Source organism: Klebsiella oxytoca NBRC 105695, assembly GCF_001598695.1.
GTDB classification, from domain to species: Bacteria; Pseudomonadota; Gammaproteobacteria; order Enterobacterales; family Enterobacteriaceae; genus Klebsiella; species Klebsiella oxytoca.
This window is the reverse complement of sequence record NZ_BCZK01000010.1, coordinates 215818-232966: the sequence shown is the minus strand read 5'-3', so window position 1 is coordinate 232966 and position 17149 is coordinate 215818. Positions and strand designations below refer to the sequence as shown.

Annotated in this window: 17 protein-coding genes and 2 pseudogenes; 12 read left to right on the top strand and 7 right to left on the bottom strand. The window is 49.3% G+C overall.

Going from position 1 to position 17149, the window contains the following annotated elements:
- Positions 1-70: 70 nt before the first annotated feature.
- Positions 71-322 (bottom strand): DUF1161 domain-containing protein, encoded by a 252-nt coding sequence (locus KO1_RS18435; protein ID WP_004102460.1) that lies wholly within the window; start codon positions 320-322, stop codon positions 71-73.
- 102 nt (positions 323-424) lie between these two features.
- Here KO1_RS18435 and KO1_RS18430 point away from each other — a divergent pair, with 102 nt between their 5' ends.
- Entirely contained in the window at positions 425-1135 is a 711-nt protein-coding gene (locus KO1_RS18430) for a YnfC family lipoprotein (protein ID WP_017145784.1), read from the top strand.
- Here KO1_RS18430 and speG read toward each other — a convergent pair.
- Positions 1129-1689, bottom strand: coding sequence for a spermidine N1-acetyltransferase (gene speG, locus KO1_RS18425; RefSeq protein ID WP_004102449.1), 561 nt, complete (start codon positions 1687-1689; stop codon positions 1129-1131). The two genes, KO1_RS18430 and speG, sit on opposite strands and share 7 nt — an antisense overlap.
- Before the next feature lie 60 nt (positions 1690-1749).
- The gene (locus KO1_RS18420; protein ID WP_004102447.1) at positions 1750-2091 is read right to left on the bottom strand and encodes a DUF1283 family protein; all 342 of its coding nucleotides are present in this window, start codon (positions 2089-2091) and stop codon (positions 1750-1752) included.
- A 136-nt stretch (positions 2092-2227) separates the two neighbouring features.
- Here KO1_RS18420 and KO1_RS18415 point away from each other — a divergent pair, with 136 nt between their 5' ends.
- The 6 genes from KO1_RS18415 to KO1_RS18390 all read left to right on the top strand — a co-directional run bounded on the left by KO1_RS18415 (position 2228) and on the right by KO1_RS18390 (position 8832).
- Positions 2228-2554 carry a YnfA family protein gene (locus KO1_RS18415; RefSeq protein WP_004102445.1) on the top strand — a complete coding sequence of 109 codons (327 nt, stop codon included), beginning with the start codon at positions 2228-2230 and terminating at the stop codon, positions 2552-2554.
- Positions 2555-2764: 210 nt separating this feature from the next.
- The gene (gene rspA, locus KO1_RS18410; RefSeq protein WP_064407080.1) at positions 2765-3979 is read left to right on the top strand and encodes a starvation-sensing protein RspA; all 1215 of its coding nucleotides are present in this window, start codon (positions 2765-2767) and stop codon (positions 3977-3979) included.
- A 15-nt stretch (positions 3980-3994) separates the two neighbouring features.
- Positions 3995-5014, top strand: coding sequence for a Zn-dependent oxidoreductase (locus KO1_RS18405; RefSeq protein ID WP_024274244.1), 1020 nt, complete (start codon positions 3995-3997; stop codon positions 5012-5014).
- 43 nt (positions 5015-5057) lie between these two features.
- On the top strand, positions 5058-6434 hold the full coding sequence (locus tag KO1_RS18400; RefSeq protein WP_004102438.1) for an MFS transporter: 1377 nt from the start codon (positions 5058-5060) through the stop codon (positions 6432-6434).
- Positions 6435-6668: 234 nt separating this feature from the next.
- Positions 6669-8132: a mannitol dehydrogenase family protein gene (locus tag KO1_RS18395; RefSeq protein ID WP_004113336.1), complete on the top strand. Its 1464-nt coding sequence runs from the start codon at positions 6669-6671 to the stop codon at positions 8130-8132.
- A gap of 268 nt (positions 8133-8400) precedes the next feature.
- Entirely contained in the window at positions 8401-8832 is a 432-nt protein-coding gene (locus KO1_RS18390) for a universal stress protein (RefSeq protein WP_004102436.1), read from the top strand.
- 51 nt (positions 8833-8883) lie between these two features.
- Here the strand turns inward: KO1_RS18390 and KO1_RS18385 are convergent, their stop codons facing one another.
- The gene (locus KO1_RS18385; protein WP_004102435.1) at positions 8884-9570 is read right to left on the bottom strand and encodes a GntR family transcriptional regulator; all 687 of its coding nucleotides are present in this window, start codon (positions 9568-9570) and stop codon (positions 8884-8886) included.
- An 88-nt stretch (positions 9571-9658) separates the two neighbouring features.
- Entirely contained in the window at positions 9659-10408 is a 750-nt protein-coding gene (ydfG, locus tag KO1_RS18380; protein WP_004102434.1) for a bifunctional NADP-dependent 3-hydroxy acid dehydrogenase/3-hydroxypropionate dehydrogenase YdfG, read from the bottom strand.
- Between the two features lie 172 nt (positions 10409-10580).
- Here ydfG and dcp point away from each other — a divergent pair, with 172 nt between their 5' ends.
- Positions 10581-12623, top strand: a complete 2043-nt coding sequence (gene dcp / locus KO1_RS18375) for a peptidyl-dipeptidase Dcp (protein ID WP_004102433.1) — start codon at positions 10581-10583, stop codon at positions 12621-12623.
- A 276-nt stretch (positions 12624-12899) separates the two neighbouring features.
- On the opposite strand, the pseudogene KO1_RS27450 reads toward dcp, so the two are convergent.
- Positions 12900-13091, bottom strand: a pseudogene (locus KO1_RS27450) (colicin-like pore-forming protein); the annotation flags it as partial.
- Between the two features lie 462 nt (positions 13092-13553).
- On the opposite strand from KO1_RS27450, the gene KO1_RS18370 reads away from it, so the two are divergent.
- The 4 genes and pseudogenes from KO1_RS18370 (at position 13554) to KO1_RS18360 (ending at position 16060) form a co-directional block, all read left to right on the top strand.
- A complete protein-coding gene (locus KO1_RS18370; RefSeq protein ID WP_004102431.1) occupies positions 13554-14000 on the top strand; it encodes a DUF3290 domain-containing protein in 447 nt (148 codons plus the stop codon).
- 9 nt (positions 14001-14009) lie between these two features.
- Positions 14010-14645 (top strand): DUF421 domain-containing protein, encoded by a 636-nt coding sequence (locus tag KO1_RS18365; RefSeq protein ID WP_004102429.1) that lies wholly within the window; start codon positions 14010-14012, stop codon positions 14643-14645.
- 362 nt (positions 14646-15007) lie between these two features.
- Positions 15008-15287 (top strand): annotated as a pseudogene (locus tag KO1_RS28785) (SAM-dependent methyltransferase); the annotation flags it as partial.
- 419 nt (positions 15288-15706) lie between these two features.
- Positions 15707-16060 carry a nuclear transport factor 2 family protein gene (locus tag KO1_RS18360; RefSeq protein WP_004102427.1) on the top strand — a complete coding sequence of 118 codons (354 nt, stop codon included), beginning with the start codon at positions 15707-15709 and terminating at the stop codon, positions 16058-16060.
- A 355-nt stretch (positions 16061-16415) separates the two neighbouring features.
- Here KO1_RS18360 and KO1_RS18355 read toward each other — a convergent pair whose 3' ends face one another.
- Positions 16416-16775 (bottom strand): hypothetical protein, encoded by a 360-nt coding sequence (locus KO1_RS18355; RefSeq protein ID WP_004102425.1) that lies wholly within the window; start codon positions 16773-16775, stop codon positions 16416-16418.
- Between the last annotated feature and the right edge of the window lie 374 nt (positions 16776-17149).

Genomic DNA, 17149 nt, shown 5'->3' with positions numbered 1-17149 from the left:
TTAAAACGGAGTAGAGAGATCTTATCCCCGGTCAACCAAGGGATAAGACTTCTCCAGTCATGCGGTGAGGTTACTGCGCGCCGCTGTCGCGGGTGTAGATGATCTTAAAGGTATCGTTGGCGCAGTGGCCGACCACCTGCTCGCCGGGCCGATCGGGCTGGTCGTTCGGGACGATCGCCAGGCTAAAGCCCGATTCCGGGACGCCGTTGTTGATGATTTTCTGCTGAATATCGCTTTTTACCCGCTCGCAGGAATCCGGCGCCGCGAAAGCAGCTGTCGAACCCAGAAGCAGGGCCGCACAGAGCCAGGGGGATAGTTTCATCATAAACTCCTTATTGACGTTATCCAGAATTAAGCATAGCAGAAGTGGTGTAAACAATTGTATTTGCTAATATGATTGTACTATGCACAAAAGGAATCGCGCGTGAAAAAACGGTTTTTGCTGTTACTGGCTGTCGGAGCGCTTAGCGCCTGCGATGAAAAGGAAGCACCTCAGGCCTTCACTCCCGAAATGGCCAGTTTTTCTAACGAATTTGAGTTCGATCCGCTGCGTGGGCCGGTGAAAGAGTTTAGCCAGACGCTGTATGACGAACATGATGAAGTGGTGAAGTGGGTTAAAGGGCGTTTATCCAGCGAAGGGTGCTTTGACCTGCTGGCCTTTGAAGACCTGGAGAACAAAACCGGCGCGGCGCTGGTGCTGGACGCGAACTACTATCTGGATGCGCAAAGCCAGGAAAAACGCCTGCGTTTGCAAGGAAAATGCCAGCTGGCGGAAATGCCTTCGGCGGGCGTGTCGTGGGAAACCGATGATAACGGATTTGTTGTGACCGCTCGCGGCAAGGAGAGCACCGCGACCTACCGCTATGATAGCGAAGGCTATCCGCTGGGTAAAACGACCACCGCTAAAGGCGAGCGTTTTACGGTAAGCTCAACGCCGTCGTCCGATCCGCGCAAAAAGATGGACTACACCGCAGTGAGCATCTTTAATGATCGCACGCTGGGCAACGTAAGTCAGACCTGCGATTACGACGACCACGACAACCCGGTAAGCTGTGAGCTTAAGGTTGTCGACGACAGCGTACAGCCTGCGCTAATCCGCCACTACACCATCAAAAGCACCATTGACTATTACTGAGCCGTCGGTTTCAGCAGCGTCTGGCCCTGTGGTTTATGCTCGGCCAGATACTGGTGTTGGAACAGGCACATACGGATGGTATTGCGGTATTCACCGTTAATAAAGAATTCGTGGATCAGTTCACCTTCCACCATAAATCCGAGCTTGCGGTAGATGTGGATCGCTTTTTCATTTTCTTTATCGACGATAAGGTAGAGCTTATATAAGTTGAGCACCATAAAGCCGTAATCCATGGCGAGCTTAGCGGCGCGGGTGGCCAGTCCTTTGCCCTGATAATCAGGGGAGATGATGATCTGAAACTCAGCGCGACGGTGCACGTGGTTGATTTCAACCAGCTCAACCAGTCCGGCCTTTTCGCCGTCGCATTCAATAACAAAGCGGCGTTCGCTCTGATCGTGAATGTGCTTGTCGTACAGGTCGGAAAGTTCAACAAAGGCTTCATAGGGCTCTTCAAACCAGTAGCGCATAACGCTGGCGTTGTTGTCGAGCTGGTGGACAAAGCGGAGGTCTTCGCGCTCAAGCGGGCGGAGTTTGACGTGATAAGCGTCAGTCATGGGAATACCTGTGTGTTATAGCGAAGTTTTACTGATTATGGCGCCCGCAGGCGCCATACATTACGGAGTAATAGTGCGGCCAGTGCGGCGGTCAAGGCAGCGCAGGGTGTTAGGTTCCCAGTACGCGTTGACGTTCGCGCTCTTCTGGCAATTGTCCTGGGCATCAAAAGCCACGTCGGCTTTATCCCACTCTTTTTCGGCGCGCTTGTTGACCTTCTGGCGTAAAGAGCGGGTGTCGTTCCACTGCTCTTTTTCCATCGCGGCCTGCTGGCGGCTCTGGGCGCTGTCGCCGGACTCAATGACCAGCTTGTCCGTTTTGGCGAACGACGATGCGGTAAAGACCATCGCGCTCAGCGCCAGCAGGGCGGTCAGACACCAGCGTTTGTTCAGTGTTGTGTTCATCACGATTTCCTTTAAGTGATCCCCGTGGTGTGAGTTTACTACATCTCCTTTCGACGGCATACCCGACAAAATAGAGTTAACGACGGCCATTATTGCGTAGAATGAGTTAACGCTTGCTCAACTTACGACGTTTTAAATGGTAAAAACCACGCTGCTTTTCTTTGCCACCGCGCTGTGTGAAATCATTGGCTGCTATTTACCGTGGCTATGGTTAAAACGTGGGGCGACGCCCTGGCTACTGATTCCGACCGGCCTGGCGTTGGCGCTTTTTGTCTGGCTGTTGACGCTGCACCCGGAGGCAAGTGGGCGGGTGTACGCCGCTTATGGCGGGGTATATGTTTGCACCGCTCTGCTATGGTTGCGTTTCGTCGATGGCGTCAAACTGAGCCATTATGATTGGGCCGGGGCGCTGGTTGCGCTGTGCGGCATGCTGATTATTGTGGCCGGCTGGGGACGCGCTTAGCCCTTCTTTTCTGTTAAAAAAGCCGGGGTAAATACCGCTATCCCGGCCTCTTTGTCTTGTGCATTAGCCCATTCCTTCTCCGTTTATACCCTCCCTGACCGCGCTGAGATAATGTGATCTGTCGCGTCTTTTTCGATCGTTATACTTGTATGGTAGTAGGTCTGATGTTTTAATTTTGTTCACTAACCGCATAGAAGTAAGGAAGAAGAAATGAAGATCGTTGCCGCTGAAGTTTTCGTCACCTGCCCGGGACGCAACTTCGTCACCCTTAAGATCACCACTGATGATGGTATCGTCGGTTTAGGTGACGCGACGCTAAACGGCCGCGAGCTGTCCGTTGCATCGTATCTGCGGGATCACCTCTGCTCGCAGCTGATTGGCCGCGATGCGCACCGCATAGAAGATATCTGGCAGTTTTTCTACAAGGGCGCCTACTGGCGTCGCGGCCCGGTCACGATGTCGGCGATTTCCGCTATCGATATGGCGCTGTGGGATATCAAAGCGAAGGCTGCGGGTATGCCGCTGTATCAGCTGCTGGGCGGGGCTTCGCGGGAAGGGGTCATGGTTTATTGCCATACCACCGGCCACTCTATTGACGAAGTGCTGGACGACTACGCGCGCCATAAAGAGATGGGGTTTAAAGCGATTCGCGTGCAGTGCGGCGTGCCGGGAATGAAAACCACTTACGGTATGGCGAAAGGTAAAGGCCAGGCCTACGAACCGGCAACGAAAGGCCAGTGGCCGGAAGAACAGCTATGGTCCACCGAAAAGTATCTCGATTTCACTCCACGCCTGTTTGCCGCCGTGCGCGAAAAGTTCGGTTTTGACGAGCATCTGCTGCACGACATGCACCATCGCCTGACGCCGATCGAAGCGGCGCGTTTTGGCAAAAGCATTGAAGAGTACCGCCTGTTCTGGATGGAAGACCCGACCCCGGCAGAAAACCAGGAGTGCTTCCGTTTAATTCGTCAGCATACCGTCACGCCGATTGCCGTTGGAGAAGTGTTCAACAGCATCTGGGACTGTAAACAGCTGATTGAAGAGCAGCTGATTGACTATATCCGTACCACCATCACTCACGCTGGCGGGATTACAGGAATGCGGCGGATTGCCGATTTCGCCTCGCTTTATCAGGTGCGCACCGGCTCGCACGGGCCGTCCGATCTCTCTCCGGTCTGCATGGCCGCCGCGCTGCATTTCGACCTGTGGGTACCGAATTTCGGCGTACAGGAATATATGGGCTACTCCGAGCAGATGCTGGAAGTTTTCCCGCATAGCTGGACATTTGATAACGGCTATATGCACCCGGGGGAAAAACCAGGACTCGGTATCGAATTTGATGAAAAACTGGCCGCGAAATACCCCTATGAACCGGCTTATCTGCCTGTCGCACGTCTGGAAGACGGCACGTTGTGGAACTGGTAACGAAGGAAATAACAAATGAATAGTATCGTAATTCGTCAGCCGAATGAACTGGTGATTGAAGAGCGTCCGCTCCCGCAACCTGCCGCAGGAGAAGTACGGGTTAAGGTGAAACTGGCGGGAATATGCGGTTCCGATAGCCATATTTACCGTGGACATAATCCGTTTGCCAAATACCCGCGGGTGATAGGCCATGAATTTTTTGGCGTTATCGACGCCATTGGCGAGGGCGTTACCGACAAAGCCATCGGCCAGCGCGTGAGCGTTGATCCGGTCATTAGCTGCGGTCATTGCTACCCCTGTTCCGTGGGCAAGCCGAACGTCTGCACTTCGTTAGTGGTGCTTGGCGTGCATCGGGACGGGGGGTTTAGCGAATACGCGGTGGTGCCGGCGAAAAATGCCTGGCGGGTGCCTGACAACGTTTCCGACAAGGATGCGGTGATGATTGAGCCTTTCACTATTGCGGCCAACGTTACCGGGCACGTTTCGCCGACCGACCAGGATATTGCGCTGGTATACGGCGCGGGTCCTATGGGCCTGACGACCATACAGGTGCTGAAGCGGGTGTACCGCGTTAAGCAGGTTATCGTTGTCGACCGCATCGATGAACGCCTGCAGATGGCCGAGCGTAACGGAGCGGATTGGGTAATTAACAACAGCAATGAGCCTCTGGCTGACACGCTGAAGGCGCAGGGGATCCTTCCGACGCTGATCATTGATGCGGCCTGCCATCCCTCTATTTTACAAGAGGCGGTTACCCTGGCCTCGCCGGCGGCGAGAATTGTCTTGATGGGCTTCTCGACTGAGCCTTCGCAGGTGGCGCAGCAAGGAATTACGGGGAAAGAACTGTCGATTTTCTCATCGCGGCTTAACGCCAATAAATTCCCCGTGGTCATTGATTGGTTAAAACAAGGGTTAATTGATCCGCAGGAGTTGATTACCCACGAATTTGCGTATCAACACGTTGTTGACGCTCTTGAGCTTTTTGAAAATGACAGAAAACGTTGCTGCAAGGTTTTATTAACCTTCGGGCAATAATAACAGGTGCGGACTTTGTACCCTACAATTAGAGATAATCATTATGACTACCGTTAAAAATGAGAGAACCACTTCCGATCTCATTCGTGCAGCCGTATCTGGTTGGTTAGGTACTGCGCTGGAGTTTATGGATTTCCAGCTCTATTCCCTGGGCGCAGCGCTGGTTTTCCACGAGATATTTTTCCCGGAGCAATCTGCCGCTATGGCGCTTATTCTGGCGATGGGCACCTACGGCGCAGGCTATATTGCGCGCATCGTCGGCGCCTTTATTTTCGGTAAAATGGGCGACCGTATTGGGCGTAAGAAAGTCCTGTTTATTACCATCACGATGATGGGTATTTGCACTACGCTCATTGGCGTGCTGCCAACCTATGCGCAGGTGGGGATTTTAGCGCCGGTATTGCTGGTCACATTACGCATTATTCAGGGACTGGGCGCGGGCGCTGAAATATCCGGTGCGGGCACCATGCTGGCGGAATATGCGCCGAAAGGTAAGCGCGGAATTATCTCTTCGCTGGTAGCGATGGGAACCAACTGCGGTACCTTAAGCGCTACGGCTATCTGGGCGGTGATGTTCTTCGTGCTGGATCGCGAACAGCTCGTCGCGTGGGGATGGCGTGTGCCGTTCCTCGCAAGCGTAGTGGTGATGATCTTTGCCATCTGGCTGCGCCTCAATCTGAAAGAAAGCCCGGTATTTGAAAAGGTGAGTGAAGAAGGCAGTCTGCAAAATGGAGTGGCCGCTCAGGAAGGCTCCTTCAGCGCAATGCTGAAAAGTAAGTCTTTCTGGCTGGCCACGGGGCTGCGCTTTGGGCAGGCCGGAAATTCAGGGCTGTTGCAAACGTTCCTGGCGGGCTATCTGGTTCAAACCTTAATGTTTGATAAAGGTATCCCCACCGATGCGCTAATGATCAGCTCCGTGATTGGTTTTATCACCATTCCATTCCTGGGCTGGCTGTCAGATAAAGTAGGGCGCCGCATCCCTTATATTATCATCAATATTTCAGCCATTATTCTGGCCTGGCCGATGCTGTCGATTATTGTTGATAAAAGCTACAGCGCGAGCACCATTATGGCGTCATTAATCGTTATTCATAACGTCGCTGTATTAGGCCTGTTTGCGCTGGAAAATATTACGATGGCTGAAATATTCGGCTCACGTAACCGCTTTACCCGCATGGCAATCTCTAAAGAGGCGGGTGGTTTAGTCGCGGTTGGCTTTGGTCCTGTTCTGGCCGGTATCTTCTGTAATATGACCGGTTCATGGATGCCCATTGTTGTTATGCTGGTGTGCTACTCAATCATCGGCTTAATTTCTGCCATCCTGATGCCTGAAGTTCGCGATCGCGATCTGAGCTTGCTGAATGATGCAGCGGATTGCGCACCGCAGAATAAAGCGGTGGGCAACGGACAATATATTTAAGCAGCATACATTCCGCACCGAATGATGATAGCCAAAAATAACAATCTGCCGGGCCTTTAGCCCGGCATTTTTTACGCTTTTAGTGCCTGAAATAGCACGGTAAATAACCCACTCTGTCTTGTATGGTAGTTGATAAAGGTCAAGGATATCATACCGGTTGCATGAGAGGGTTTATATCAACAGCCCATTCTCACTTCACGTGGGGATTCAGAAATCATAAATATGAGAGCCACCATGGAAAATATGCTTTTAACAGCGCATGCCACGCTGCCATCCTACGATCGTAACCGTCTCGTTCCGCGCATTGTCCATCTGGGCTTTGGCGCATTTCATCGCGCGCATCAGGCCGTATATACAGATATTCTGGCGACGGAGCACGACAGCGACTGGGGTTATATTGAGGTAAACCTGATCGGCGGCGAACAGCAGATTGCCGACCTGCAGCAGCAGGATTTACTTTATACCGTCGCGGAAATGTCGGCCGATGCCTGGACCGCTCGCGTTGTTGGCGTGGTTAAGCAGGCGATACATGCCCAGGTGGATGGCCTGGAAAGCGTCCTGGCGAAAATGTGCGAGCCCCAGGTCGCGATTGTGTCACTGACCATTACTGAAAAGGGCTACTGCCACTCTCCGGCCAGCGGCCAGCTGCAGCTGGACCATCCGTTAATTGCTGCCGATTTACAACATCCTCATCAACCGAAATCTGCGCCGGGCGTGGTGGTTGAAGCGCTGGCGCGGCGCAAAGCAGCAGGACTGCCGCCGTTCAGCGTCATGTCCTGCGATAATATGCCGGAAAACGGTCACGTAATGCGTAATGTCGTCTGCGCCTATGCTAACGCTGTCGATGCTGAGTTAGCCGAGTGGATTGCGCGTAATGTCACTTTTCCCTCCACTATGGTGGACCGCATCGTTCCGGCGGTAACGGCCGATACATTAGAGAAAATTGAGCAGCTTACCGGCGTTCGTGACCCGGCGGGCGTCGCCTGTGAGCCGTTTCGCCAGTGGGTCATCGAAGATAACTTTGTCGCCGGTCGTCCAGAATGGGAGAAAGCCGGCGCCGAACTGGTCTCTGACGTGCTGCCGTTTGAAGAGATGAAGCTGCGTATGCTAAACGGCAGCCACTCTTTCCTTGCCTGGCTGGGCTATCTGGCCGGCTACCAGCATATTAATGACTGCATGCTGGACGACAACTATCGCCGCGCCGCGCATGCGCTGATGATGACTGAGCAGGCGCCGACGCTAAGCGTGCAGGGCGTTGATCTGGCACGCTATGCCGGCCTGTTGATCGATCGCTATAGCAACCCGGCGCTGCAGCACCGTACCTGGCAGATAGCCATGGACGGCAGTCAGAAGCTACCGCAGCGGATGCTGGATTCGATTCGCTGGCACCTGGTTCATGGCAGCGACTTTACGCTGCTGGCGATGGGCGTTGCCGGCTGGATGCGCTACGTCAGCGGGGTGGACGACCGGGGGCAGGAAATTGAAATTTCCGATCCGCTATTGCCGATCATCCAGCAGACTGTCCAAAATAGCGCGGACGGAGAAGAGCGAGTTAAAGCGCTGATGGGCATTGAGGCTATTTTCGGCCAGGACCTGAGCCAGGAGCCCCGGTTTGTTAATGAGGTTACGCGCGCTTATCTGTCGCTGAAAAAACACGGAGCCAAAGCGACCGTTGCCGCCTGGGCTCAGGAGAACTAAACATGGTGCCGCCGATGATGGCGGCATTACTGTTACATACCATTTCTGAACACTATTTTTATGTTCAGGGAGGGCTGTTTAAATAATAAATCTTGATCCAGATCGTTGAATATACATAACTTTATCTAACAACAGTTAAGTATAAATAATTGGCGTTTATTTTAATCTCTAAAGTATTTATTTGGGTGATTTATCATTCACCTGCTGAAGTAACTATGGCATGATGAGTTAACTTACTAAGTTTCCTCAGAAAAAAGGAGAACGGTCTATGTACAAAAAAATTTTGTTGCCAGTAGACGTTTTTGAAATGGATTTAAGTGATAAGGCGGTGCGTCATGCCGAGTTTTTGGCCTCAGCGGATGAAGGTGAAATAACGCTGCTCAACGTTCTGCCGAACAGCAGTAGCTCAATATTGCGCGGCTTTGCGGCTGATATACGTAAGTTTGAAGCCTATATGCGCGAGGAGTCGGAGAAAAAAATGAAGACGATATCCCGTCTGTTCTCGATTCCCGCCGGGCGAATTCACTCCAGGGTGGTGTTTGGCAACGTACGTGATGAAATCCTGGCGGTGAGCAGTAATGAAGAATTTGATGTTATCGTTATTGGTTCCCGTAAACCGGGAATATCAACCCATCTGTTGGGCTCTAACGCCGAGTCGATTTTACGCCACGCCAAAATACCGGTTTTGGTTGTCAGATAATACCGATCATTTTGTTTCTGGCGGCAGAGAAACGTTCTGCCGCTACGCATTTTACTCTTCGCTAAACCAGTCGCTATTTTCCTGACGTACCAGCAGCACGGATTCGCTAATTTCTTGCAGATGCAGGCTCATCGCCTTTTCAACCGCATCCGGGTTGCGGGCCACCAGCGGCTGGAAAATATCATAATGCTGGCGCAGCATCATATCGGGAGGAGTGACGTGATCGAGGCTCATGTAGCGCACCCGGTCAATGGTGGCTTTAATGTTTTCAACGGTATCCCAGGCGAGCTGGCAGTCGGCAATTTGCGAAAGCTTCTGATGAAACTCATCATCCAGCTGGAAAAAATCGGTTAACTGCTGGCGCTCAACCGCCGTGCGCTGCTGATTAAGATTTTGCTCAAGCTGGTAGAGCTGCTCATCATTCACCATTCCGGCAGCGCGTCGCACCACGGCGCATTCGATAGCCTGGCGGACAAAACAACCGTTGCGTACCTGCGAGAGAGAGATCTTATTTACGTAGCTGCCGCGCTGCGGACGGATCTGGATCAGGCCATTTTCAGCCAGTTTTATAAAGGCTTCGCGCACCGGCTGGCGAGAAACGTCAAAGCGCACGGAGACTTCTTTCTCCGAAAGCGGGGTTCCGGGCGGAATCAGACAATGGACGATATCCCGACGAAGGATACGATAAATTTGCTGATTTACGGGCTGTGTCGGATTCAGTTGAGCTTCTGCGGCCATTGATGGTTACTTTTATAAGGTAGTTGCGCTATTTTACGGGATTTTTACCGTCCAGCCCAGACCCGGCCTGCAGGCCGGGTCACGGAGCTTAGCCCTGACGGTGAACGTTCAGTCCGGCAAAACTTTGGCTGACCGGCATCATTTCCAGGGTGTTGATGTTGACGTGTTTTGGCAGGTTCGCGACCCACCAGACCGCTTCGGTGACGTCTTCCGGCGTCAGGGCTTCGGTATTCTCGTAGGCTTTACCCGCCTTCGCGTCGTCACCTTTAAAGCGCACGTTAGAGAATTCGGTTCCGCCAACCAGGCCCGGTTCAATATCGGTCACGCGCAGGGCCGTACCGTGCAGGTCTGTACGCAGGTTCAGGCTGAACTGGCGCACAAACGCTTTGGTCGCGCCGTAGACGTTACCGCCTGCATATGGCCACGCGCCGGCGACCGAGCCGATGTTAATGATATGGCCGCGATTACGTTCAACCATTCCCGGCAGAACGGCGCGGGTCATATAAACCAGCCCTTTGTTATTGGTGTCAATCATGTCTTCCCAGTCTTCAATGCTGGCTTTATGGGCGGGTTCAAGACCCAGCGCAAGCCCGGCATTATTGACGAGAACATCAATCGCCTGCCAGTCAGCCGGCAGCCCGGCAATCATCTCTTCGATGGCTGCGCGATTGCGTACGTCCAGCTGGGCGGTATAAAGATTCTCGCCCAGCTCATCCTTAAGAGTTTTCAGGCGTTCTTCGCGACGCCCGGTGGCAATCACTTTGTGACCGTTAGCGATAAAACGGCGAGTAATGCTTTCACCAAAACCCGCGGTTGCTCCGGTAACCAGGATAATCATCTTACTGTTCCTCAACGCTTTTTGTGTCTTCATACCATAGCACGCGATCCCGGCGACGGGTAATGGAAATCATCAGTCAGACGTTGTCGATCGCGGCGATACACAGAGTATTGATTGCGGTCAATCAATGAGTTGCCTAATCTTACAGGATAATCGTTTTCAGGAGATGAAGATGTCGGAGAACAATCCTTTTTTCAGCGTTAGCCTGCTGCCTTATCAGGCGCCGCGTTTCGATCTGGTTGACGTCAGCCATTACCGACCCGCCTTCGACGAAGGTGTTCGTCGCCAGCGTAAAGAAATTGCCGCTATCGTTAATAACCCGCAGCCGGCTGATTTTGCCAATACCCTGGAGGCCCTGGAGCAGAGCGGTCAGCTGCTGGCGCGGGTAACCAACGTCTTTTTTGCGATGGCAGGCGCGGAGACTAACCCGACCATTCAGGCACTCGATGAGCAGTTTTCCGCCGAGCTGGCTGAACTGGCTAACGATATCTGGCTCAACGATGCTCTTTTTCAGCGGGTGAAGCTGGTGTGGGAGCGGCGAGAATCGCTCTCCCTTGACGCCGAGTCCAGACGTCTCCTTGAGGTAACCTGGCAACGCTTTACCCTTGCGGGAGCCACGCTTGCGGAAGAGCAAAAAGCGGCGCTGCGCGCGCTGAATACCGAAGCGGCGGCGCTGCAAAGCCAGTTCCAACAGCGCCTGCTGGCGGCGGTAAAATCGGGTGGCCTGGCGGTGGATTATGTTCATCAGCTCACAGGTCTCAGCGATGATGAGATAAGCGCAGCGGCAGAAGCCGCGCAGGAGAAAGGGTTAAGCGGACGCTGGCTGCTTTCTCTGCTCAATACCACCCAGCAGCCTGCGCTGCTTTCGTTGCAGGATCGGCAAACGCGAGAAAATCTTTTTGCAGCTGGCTGGACGCGAAATCAGAAGGGCGATGCGAATGACACACGCGAGCTGGTGCTGCGGTTGACGGCAATCCGCGCGCGCAAAGCGCAACTGCTGGGCGCAGATGACTTTGCCAGCTGGTCGATGGCCGATCAGATGGCGGGCGCCCCGGCAGAGGCGTTTGCCTTTATGCGGCGAATCGCTCCGGCGGCGCGGGCGCGAGCCGAACAGGAGCTGGCGGATATTCAGCAGGTTATCGATCAGGAAGGCGGCGACTTCCGCGCGGCAGCGTGGGACTGGCTCTATTACGCAGAACAGGTGCGCCGGGCGAAATTTGCTATCGATGAAGCACAGCTTAAGCCCTATTTTGCTCTCGAGCGCGTTCTGCGTGATGGCGTATTCTGGGCAGCGACACAGCTGTTTGGCATTCGCTTTGTGGAACGATTCGATATCCCGGTTTATCACCCTGACGTGCGGGTCTGGGAAATCATCGACGCTAGCGGCGAGGGTATCGCACTTTTTTATGGCGACTATTTCTCGCGGGATAGCAAAAGCGGCGGGGCGTGGATGGGCGTATTTGTCGAACAATCCACCCTGCGTGCGCAGCATCCGGTTATCTACAACGTCTGTAACTATCAGAAACCGAAAGCCGGGCACAGCGCGTTGCTTTCCTGGGATGAAGTTATCACTTTATTTCACGAGTTTGGCCATACGCTGCACGGGCTGTTTGCCAGCCAGAAGTACGCCAGCCTGTCGGGAACCAATACGCCACGCGATTTTGTTGAGTTTCCTTCGCAGATTTATGAACATTGGGCCAGCGAGCCGCAGGTGTTTGCCCACTATGCGCGGCATTACCAAACCGGCGAGGCCATGCCGGCAGCGCTTCGCGACAGCATGTTCCGCGCGGCGAAGTTTAATAAAGGCTACGATATGAGTGAGCTGCTCGCGGCGGCGCTGCTGGATATGCACTGGCACAGCGTAGCCGTGGATAAGCTACCCGATGACGTTGATACTTTTGAAGCCGCAGCCCTGCATGCGGAGAAAATGGATCTTCCCGCCGTGCCGCCACGCTATCGCAGCAGCTACTTCTCGCATATTTTCGGCGGCGGCTACGCGGCAGGCTATTACGCTTATCTGTGGACGCAGATGCTGGCGGATGACGGCTACCAGTGGTTCGTTGAGCAGGGCGGTTTAACCCGTGAAAACGGCCAGCGTTTCCGCGAAGCGATTTTGTCTCGCGGCAATAGTACTGATTTAGCTGAACTTTATCGCCAGTGGCGCGGACACGATCCGCAGATTGAGCCGATGCTGGAAAACCGCGGGCTGAGTTAGTCGAGCGTTTTGGCGAGTAGAAGAAGACCGGGCGCAGTTCAGCAGAGCCCGGTTTTGTGTCTATTTTTTTCTTCCCCAAAATCCCGCCAAAACTTTTCCCCAAAATATCATGAGGCATGGCCCATTTGATGCCACTGAAACCTATAAATTGACTTTGTATTATATATTTGATTTCTTATCTGCGATTCCTTTGGCATCGCTTGCAGAGTTCTGCAATCGAAGGAAGCCATTATAAAATAATAATAGCTTTGTATTGGTTACAAAACAAAATTGGTGTTAAATAGCGATAATTTTGTTAGCTTCTTCTACGATGGTATCGTTAACGATAGCACCAATTCCAGCCATAATTAAGCCACATCCCAGCACTCCTACCGGACCAGACAAAACGGCGGCAAAAGCTAATGCTGCGAGATGCGTGGCGGCAAAATCGATAGCGATTGTCTGCACTTTAACAAAGAAAGGATGCCAGTTATCAGTCTCAACTCAGCGCCCGGTTCTCAAGGTACAGGTCGGCAAACTAGTTGGCCGACTGATTATGACGGAGGATCTCTAAATGTGAATGGCACGATTATGCGGGATACTTACATCAATAGCCTCAAAATGTTCATTTCCGGCACAAGGTTTTCAGCAGGGAGTCCCAGACTTATTTGTGAAGATCTTTGCAAAATGGATGGTCAATTTTGAAGACCCTTCGGCTGTGCGCTTGAACCTTTGATTAAGTTGTTCATTCCAAATAAGAATGCTCCATGAGCCAACATCCCCCATATGCAGATACTTAATCCATCGATGCTCCACTTACGGCTTAAAAGATAATGACAAATTGCAGCTGATGGCTGATAATTACTGGTTGTTAAGTAACATCATGGCTGAAAGATGCTATGTGTTACTATAACGAAAATGGGGTATTGAAGGTTTAGGGATTATAAATTTATGAGATTTTATGGCATCGATTATCTACAAATGCAGTCTAATATCAATGATTATTTAAAATACATTATTATATTTAGTACATTATTTATCCTGATCGTTGTTTTTAGCCTGTATATGCGCCATCGTTTACAAACTAAATACCGTGACTTAACGATCATTGCGTTCTTATTTTTACTCTTCATTTCTGGTGTTCAGTATGCAGATTATACCGATAGCCAAAATATACACTCCAGGTCATCACAAATGGTCAACTTTATTAGGTTGTTGTCACAAGAAAAAAAAGTGAGTGTTAATTCTATATTCTCCAGTTCAGTACAACTTTCGGATGGCATTATCGTTAAAATTAATGATTTTTATTATCGTGTCAACTTAAGTCTGGATCAAAAAACATACAGCCTGGTAGAGGTTTCGTTAGTAACCCCAGATGTTGAAATCGTGAAAAACTGAGGAATAGAAATGATAATTTATACACCTATCATAATAAAGTTGGGACTGGGAATACTGTGCTTAATTGTTCAAATAAATCTCATGGGAAAGGGAAATCTGGCCCCTTCATCCGCAATGGATCAGGTTCAGAACTATGTGCTGGGGGGGATTATTGGTGGCGTAATTTACAATGAATCAATAACAGTACTACAATTTGTTCTGGTATTAATTATATGGACTTTTCTGGTTTTTGTTCTTAAGTTTTTAAAAGAAAATAATCGGTTAGTAAAAAGAATTCTTGATGGAAAGCCTATTACTTTGGTTCATAATGGAAGTGTCAATGTTAAGGAATGTTTACGCAATGGTGTTTCAGCTAATGATTTGATGTTCAAATTAAGAGCAAGTGGTATTTATGAAATAGAACAGCTTAAACGAGTGATACTTGAACAAAATGGTCAGTTAACCATTATACAAAATGGTGATGAAAATATACGTTATCCAATCATAGTGGATGGTTTGGCCAACCATGATCTGCTCGAAATCCTTAACAAGAATAGTGACTGGTTAGAAAACGAAGTTATAAAGCAAGGCTTCAATAAAATCAGTGAAGTGTATTTAGGTGAGTATTTATCAGGTAGAATCAATTTATACGGATATGAAAAATAAAACCCAAAACTAATGCCCTTGTTATCAGCATCCAACTGATATTGGTGATTTTTTGTAGAGGGGTAAGTATCAGGAGGCTGCCATTTCTGGTGTACCTCTATCTCAGGTCTTTAGCATCAACATCCGCTTCTGACGTATAGCGGACGTTTTCAAAGCTATAGGCTATTGGTAGCATCATCAGTTCTGGCCATTTTTTTCATGTTACTAACCGTGCGAACAGGGCGCCAGGTGAAATGGTTTGCTGACAGAGCGCCATTTGCAATTATCTTCCCCGCTTATCAGAGAACTTCATTTTGGTGAGATCGCCGCGTCTTTGTATGGTGACTATCGCCATCAGCATGGGGTTTTGAACACAAAGGGCCATGTTGTTGTGCCTCCCTGAACATGACGAGCGCGGCATATTCAGCGATATCCATGCCGAGCGGCATGCCCTTTGTGATGGCCGACAGTTGGTTATAATCCCCGATATTATCGCCGATTTTCGCAGGTTACCTTTTGAAGCCTCATCGTTTTCTGTGGTGGTTTTTGATCCCCCACATCTTGAACGTGTCGGACCAAACGGATGGCACGGTAAAAAAATATGGAAAGCTGGATTGGGACAACTGGGGAGATGATCTACGCGCTGGCGTTAGAGAGGCATTTTGAGTACTGAATCCTCATGGTGTTTTAATTTTTGGCCTGGTTTTAAATAAATGTTGAAGTTGATAGTTTTTGGTGATATACCATAATAATAGTATATTTAAAGATTTAGAGGCCATATTATGGCAAATGTTAAATCTTTGATTTCAGATAGTTAAAAACCATCAGTATCTCAACAAGAGCCGTTGCTTTGATATTTAAAAGAAATGCTCGTATTAGGTTCAAATATAGATCAAGTAGTTCAATGCAATATATTCCGTGCTTTTGCAAGAGCAATGGATTTTAAAGCTCGAGAACCTGTATGCGTTTAATGTATACATTGTCTTGAAATTAATTGTAAAAGTAGTATGCATTAATGAAATTAGATTTTTTTATATTGCAAATTAAAATAAAAATTATCACATACCGAGGAGTTAAAGTATATGAAGCCAAAAGAAGTACTTTGCCAATGGGTTGACGCATTTAATAATGCAGATATAGAAACCATCTCAGAATTATATGATGATAATGCAATAAACCATCAGGTTGCCAATGAGCCAGTTGTTGGGAAAGAGGCTATAAAGAAAATGTTTGAACAAGATTTTTCTTACGCACAAATGGTTTGTATCGTTGAAAACATTTTCGAAGATGGGCAATGGGCAATTTTAGAGTGGCGTGACCCATTCGGTTTGAGAGGTTGCGGTTTTTTTCAAATAGTAAATAATAAAATTTTATTTCAAAGAGGCTACTGGGATAAGCTATCTTTCTTGAAATTGCGCAATTTACCTATGGAATAAAATAAATATTTACCCTATGTGAATAGTTTGCAAATTTCTTAAAATTTTCGTTAAGGGAAGTGTAATAACTTCCCTTTATAAATTGTTATAATATCAACTCTGTATTAAAACATAGCCTAATTTTAAGTGGAACGAGATTGCTGGCTGGGTTATGGCATTGATTATCGCGAGCTGCGCGCCTGCGACTATGGTGCCCCAACGATAACTGACCAAATTCCGAACCGGAGCTACCGGGCAGCAAGTAACGGATCCGTTGCCGACGGTAACCGTAGGGACATCAAAACGCCCGGCGGGAATGGTCATGCGTGGGGGATTGTCGAGGCAGATTTTTCTTCCCCAAAATCAATCTTTATCCTTAAGACACCCTTTTACACTGTGCAATTATTGATGAAATAGCTTCATACATATCCTTGTTATGGCGGGCATAATAAAAACTTACGGTGCTTTGCTTTCCGCTAAAATCTGCTATATCGACCCATGCTACGGTGTTTCCTCCTGCGTCCAGAATGTTATATCTATAGGAACCGTCTGGCAGCGAGTCATCCTGTTGCATCAATAAGTCGTTGTTCACCGCTGCGGATTGTAAGCATGACGCGACTTCATTTTTATAACCATTAAAATAACTCGTGCGTAATTCTGGATGTATCCCGACAAGGCCGGGGTCCACACAGCCGGTCAGGGTGATAAATATAAATGCTAATAATGATATCTTCATTGGGAATAAACTCCTGATATGAGGCTTTAGGGTAAGCCGCAAAAAATAACTATGCAAATGTTTACCTTTAGTATCTTGATATTATCAATTGTTGTAATTGTGTTATTTAAAAAAGCAAATTTAAATAACATCCGTGGTTGTCAATTCTTATATTTGTTATGTTTATCATCCATTGAATAAAAATATATGGGGCAGGTCACAATCAATGATGATTTTTACTTAGTCAGATACTGATTTCCATGCTTATAATTTAACTGGTGAGTTCAGTAATTCAATGGCTAATACATTTTGTTACAAAAGCAGGCAGTCATCTCATGCTTTATAATAAAATATCAAACGTCCCTCTTTTCTTATTTAAATGTTCTGTGTGATGT